Below are 5,331 nucleotides of genomic sequence, written 5' to 3'. Positions count from 1 at the left end.
CGCCAGCGCCTGCTGCACGCAGACATCGGCCAACGCCGACAACTCGGCGGCGGTGGCCGGCATATCGGCCAGGCGGTTGAGGTCGCGCCAGACAATGCGCAGCCAGTGCCGGTAGCGGAATTGACGCAGCACTGCGGCCAGCGCGTCGGCGCTGTCGCAACTCTGGCAGGCGGCGTTCAGCTCGTCCTCGAGCTGCTGTGGGCTAATTGGCGCGTCCAGCAAGCCCTGCTGCTGCAGGCTGATCAGCGCCTCGGGGTAGCGCTGGCAGTAGTCGATAAACACCGGGCTGGCCGCCAGTACCCGCAGCAGTTGGGGCCGGGCTGGTGAGTGGGCGAAGGCGCCATACCAGTCGGCCTGCTCGGCAGTGCAGCGCTGCAAGAATCCCTGCCAGCGCGCCTCCAGGCCATCGGCCAGCAGCGCCGGCAGCTCGCCGGCACCCAGTTGCAGATCCGTATTCATAGTGTGTTCCCTGTGCCGGCGGCGCTAGTGCGTCTGCACCGGCGGCGCCACGCGAAGTATTTCGGCAATATTGGTTTCACCGCTGGCCACCTTGCGGGCACCGCTGAGACGCAGCGTGCGCATGCCCTTTTTCATCGCCAGCAGGCGCAGTTCTTCCAGTGCCACATCGTCTTTAATGGCGGCCTGCAGCTCGCCGTCGAGGGTCAATATTTCGTAGATCCCCTGGCGGCCGTAGTAGCCGGTATTGCGGCACTCCAGACAGCCCGGCGCGGTGAAATAGCGCGCCGGCGGCGACAGCTTCCAGGGCGAGGTCAGCGCCGCCCACTCGGTGCCTTCGGGGTCCAGCTCGGCGCTGCTGTGGGGGGTTTTGCAATGCGGACACAGGCTGCGCACCAGCCGCTGGGCCATGACCCCGAGCACGGTGGCGCGAATCAAATAGGCCGGCACGCCCAGCTCCAACAAGCGGGTGACCGCCGACGGCGCGTCGTTGGTGTGCAGGGTGGAAATGACCAAATGGCCGGTCAGCGCCGCCTGAATGGCCATTTCGGCGGTTTCCAAATCGCGAATTTCGCCGATCATAATGATGTCGGGGTCCTGGCGCAGCAGGGCCCGCACCCCGCCGGCAAAGTCCAAATTAATATTTTGCTGCACCTGCATTTGGTTGAAGGCGTCTTCGACCATTTCAATCGGGTCTTCGATGGTGCAGACGTTAACTTCCTCGCTGGCGATCTGGCGCAGGCTGGAATACAGGGTGGTCGTTTTACCGGAGCCGGTGGGGCCGGTGACCAGCACAATGCCGTGGGCAGCCCGGATCATTCCACCCCAGCGTTTCAGGTCGTCGCCGCGCAGGCCGAGCTCGTCGAAACTGCGCAGCAGCACCTCGGGGTCGAAAATGCGCATCACCATTTTCTCGCCAAAGGCGGTGGGCAAGGTGGACAGCCGCAGCTCAATTTCCTGACCGGAGGGGTTTTTGGTTTTCAGCCGACCGTCCTGGGGCCGACGCTTTTCCGCGACATCCATGCGCCCCAGTATTTTCAGTCGACTGACCACCGCCGTCAGCACCGGCGCCGGCAACTGATAGACCGTGCACAGTACGCCGTCGATACGAAAGCGCACATTGCCCTGGTCGCGGCGCGGCTCGATATGAATATCGCTGGCGCGCTGGTCGTAGGCGTACTGCAGCAACCAGTCGACAATATTGACCACGTGGCTGTCGTTGGCGTCCAGGTCTTTCTGCTTGCTGATCTCCAGCAATTGCTCGAGATTGGTGGTGGCGCTGCGCTCGCCGGTGCTGGCGCCGCGCACCGAGCGCGCCAGACTGTAAAACTCCACGGTGAAGCGGTCGATGTCCTCGGCATTGGCCACCACCCGGCGAATCGGCCGATTGAGGATCTGCTGCAAGTCCTTGATCCAGCCCTCGACATAGGGCTCGGCGCAGGCGATCACCACCTCGTGGTGGTTCGAGGCCAGAGCCAGGATGCGGTGGCGCTGGGCGAAGGCGAAGGACATCACTTCGGTGACCGCCGGCACATCGATTTTCAGCGGGTCGATGCGCTGAAAGCCCAAACCGCAGTGGCCACTCAGCCACTCCAACAGGCTGTCTATACTGAGCACGGCACCGCTGCGGCGGTTATCGGGCAGCTGCTGGCTGGCGAGAAAATTCAGCGGGTGTTGCAAACGCTCGCCCTTGCGCGGCGGGTTGACCCCGGCGCGCTGCGCCAGTTGCGGGGCCAGCAATCCGTCGGTAACAAGCTGCCTAAGCAGCACGGCAGTATCCAGGGGGCCGTTACAGATCAGCGGGCTGGGCATTATGACTCCAGATTGTCATTGTTATTGCACCTATTATGGCAAGCTCGAGCGCCACTCGGCCAGCACAGCTTTAGGGGGCCAGAAAACTGGTGGCCGCGCGGCTGGCGCCGTATAATCCCCGCCACTTTCATTTTGATGCGCAAAGGAGCCCTATCGTGCCCTTAAATAAGCTGAATAATCTGTTTGGCAAATCACCGTTTGAGCCAATACAGGAGCACATTAAGAAGGCGGAGGCCTGCGCGATGGCGCTGCAGCCGTTTATCAGCGCGGTGATCGCCAAGGACTGGGACAGCGCAAATACCGCCCAACAACAGATCGTTAAGCTAGAGCACGACGCCGATCTGATTAAAAAACAAATTCGCCTCAACCTGCCCAGCAACCTGTTTCTCCCCGTTCCCCGCTCCGACCTTCTCGAACTGATCAGCATGCAAGACCGCATCGCCAACTGCGCGAAAGACATCGCCGGGCTGATGCTAGGCCGACAGATGGAAATTCCCGCGCCGCTGATCGAGACCATGAGCAAGTACGTCGATCTGGCCATCGCCACCTCCTCGCAGGCGCGCAAGGCCATTGAAGAGCTGGACGAACTGCTGGAAACCGGTTTCCGCGGCCACGAGGTCAAGCTGGTGGAAAACATGATCGAGGAGCTGGACCGCCTGGAATCCGAGGCCGACCAGTTGCAGATTAACATCCGCGCCAGCCTGTACAGCATCGAACGCGAGCTGCCGCCGGTCGATGTGGTGTTTCTGTACAAAATCATCGAGCTGATCGGCGAATTGTCCGACAAGTCTCAGAAAGTGGGTTCGCGCCTGCAAATTGTTATTGCCCGCTAAGCAAGGGTATCAACCGTTTTTTAAGGACGACTCATGTCTATCATTGCTGAACACGGGCAGCTGCTGCTCATTCTGGCCTGCCTATTTGGATTTTTCATGGCCTGGGGTGTGGGCGCCAACGACGTTGCCAACGCCATGGGGACCTCGGTGGGCGCCAAAGCGCTGACCATTAAACAAGCCATCCTTATTGCCATGGTGTTCGAGTTTGCCGGCGCCTACCTCGCCGGTGGCGAAGTCACCCAGACCATTCGCAAGGGCATTCTCGACCCCGCCTACGTCGCCGACAGTCCGGATTTACTGGTCTACGGCATGTTGTCGGCACTGTTGGCCGCCGGCACCTGGCTGCTGATTGCCAGCCTGATGGGCTGGCCGGTCTCCACCACCCACTCGATTGTCGGCGCACTGGTCGGCTTTGCCGCGGTGGGCATCGACGTCGATGCCGTGGCCTGGGGCAAGGTGGGGCAGATTGTCGCCAGCTGGGTGGTGTCGCCGGTGCTCGCCGGGACCATTTCCTTCGGGCTGTTCCTCAGTGCCCAGAACTTGATTCTGCGCGCCGAGAAACCCTTTGAAGCCGCCAAGCGCTACATCCCCTACTACCTGTTCCTGGTCGGCTTTATGATCTCGATGGTCACCATGACCAAGGGCCTTAAGCATATCGGTCTGGGACTGAACTTCGCCCAGTGCCTGATGTACTCGGCGGTGGTTGGCCTGGTGATTACCTTTGTCGGCCACCTGTTCATGTCGCGCATCAAGGACGAGCCCGACCCAACCGGTCACTCGCGCTTTGCCAGCGTGGAGCGGGTGTTTGCGGTACTGATGGTGTTCACCGCCTGCGCCATGGCCTTTGCCCACGGCTCTAACGATGTGGCCAACGCCATCGGCCCGGTCGCGGCGGTGGTCAGCGTGATTCAGTCCGGCGGTGAAATCGCTGCCAAGTCGGCCCTGCCCTGGTGGGTACTGCTGCTGGGCGCCGGCGGTATCGTCTTTGGTCTGGCGACCTACGGCTTTAAGGTAATTGCCACCGTGGGCACCAAAATCACCGAGCTGACCCCAAGCCGCGGCTTTGCCGCCGAGCTGGGCGCCGCCTCCACCGTGGTCGTGGCCTCGGCCACCGGTCTGCCCATTTCCACCACCCACACGCTGGTGGGCGCGGTATTGGGTGTGGGTCTGGCGCGCGGCATTGGCGCCTTGAACCTACGGGTGATTCGCAACATCTTTATGTCTTGGATCGTCACCCTGCCCGCCGGCGCCGGCCTGGCAATTGTGTTCTTCTTCATGTTCAAGGGCTACTTCAGCTAAGCCCCGGGGCGCACCAGCGCCCCACCGCCGTCGCCGCGCCCGCGGCGACGGCTCGCTCTTCCCGCTAACAATCGACCGCTCTTTACCCGCAACAAGCACCGCCAAGCTCACTTGGAAACGCTGTTCGCTGAGCACATTCGCGCCTACAATATCCGCTCTGATTTTTGGCCCGGCCCGCAACCAAGGCCCCTGCGAGTACCGTCATGAAGCACCCCCCGCTTGTAGAAATGCTGCGCGAGTTGATCGCCCTGCCCTCGGTCAGCGCCACCAGTGCGCGCTGGGATATGGGCAACCGCAAGGTGATCGACCAGCTGGCCAGCTGGCTGCAACCGCTGGGCTTTGAGGTGCGCATTATGCCGCTGGCCAAACCCGGCAAGGCCAATCTGATTGCCACCTACGGCAGCGGCGACGGCGGCCTGGTACTGGCCGGCCACAGCGACACCGTGCCCTACGACGAGTCGCGCTGGCAGTCTGACCCCTTTGTGCTGGACGACCGCGACCAGCGTTTTTACGGCCTGGGCACCGCCGATATGAAGGGCTTTTTTGCGCTGGTCATCGAGGCGGTAAGCAGCCTGCTGGAGCGCGACTTTAAAGCGCCGCTGATTATTCTCGCCACCGCCGACGAAGAGAGCAGCATGGACGGCGCCCGCGCGCTGGTGGAGAGCGATGTCAGCGGCGCCCGCTACGCCATTGTCGGCGAGCCCACTGGCCTGCAGCCAGTGCGCGCCCACAAGGGCATTATTATGGAGAACATCACCATTGTCGGGCGCAGCGGCCACAGCTCCAACCCGGCGCTGGGCAACAGCGCACTGGAAGCCATGCACGAGGTGATTGGCGAATTGCTGGGCCTGCGCGGCGAGTTGCAGCAGCGCTATCAGCACCCCGGCTTTGCGGTGCCTACGCCGACCATGAACCTGGGCTGCATTCACGG

At 62.3% G+C, this 5,331-nt stretch carries 4 protein-coding genes and 1 pseudogene; 3 read left to right on the top strand and 2 right to left on the bottom strand.

The window, feature by feature from the left end:
- Nucleotides 1-459, bottom strand: a pseudogene (locus tag ABYM29_RS14685) (bifunctional glutamine synthetase adenylyltransferase/deadenyltransferase); the annotation flags it as partial.
- Nucleotides 460-483: 24 nt separating this feature from the next.
- Nucleotides 484-2,268, bottom strand: a complete 1,785-nt coding sequence (locus ABYM29_RS14680; RefSeq protein WP_372865538.1) for a GspE/PulE family protein — start codon at nt 2,266-2,268, stop codon at nt 484-486.
- Nucleotides 2,269-2,423: 155 nt separating this feature from the next.
- On the opposite strand from ABYM29_RS14680, the gene ABYM29_RS14675 reads away from it, so the two are divergent.
- The 3 genes from ABYM29_RS14675 to ABYM29_RS14665 all read left to right on the top strand — a co-directional run.
- On the top strand, nt 2,424-3,101 hold the full coding sequence (locus ABYM29_RS14675) for a TIGR00153 family protein (protein ID WP_372865537.1): 678 nt from the start codon (nt 2,424-2,426) through the stop codon (nt 3,099-3,101).
- A gap of 33 nt (nt 3,102-3,134) precedes the next feature.
- Nucleotides 3,135-4,400 carry an inorganic phosphate transporter gene (locus ABYM29_RS14670; RefSeq protein ID WP_372865536.1) on the top strand — a complete coding sequence of 422 codons (1,266 nt, stop codon included), beginning with the start codon at nt 3,135-3,137 and terminating at the stop codon, nt 4,398-4,400.
- Between the two features lie 203 nt (nt 4,401-4,603).
- A partial coding sequence (locus tag ABYM29_RS14665) for a M20/M25/M40 family metallo-hydrolase (protein WP_372865535.1) occupies nt 4,604-5,331 on the top strand: 728 nt, incomplete at its 3' end.

This window comes from Spongiibacter sp., from assembly GCF_041602295.1.
GTDB lineage: Bacteria > Pseudomonadota > Gammaproteobacteria > Pseudomonadales > Spongiibacteraceae > Spongiibacter.
Note: the sequence above shows the minus strand (reverse complement) of the source record. Positions and strands in the feature narration are given on the sequence as shown.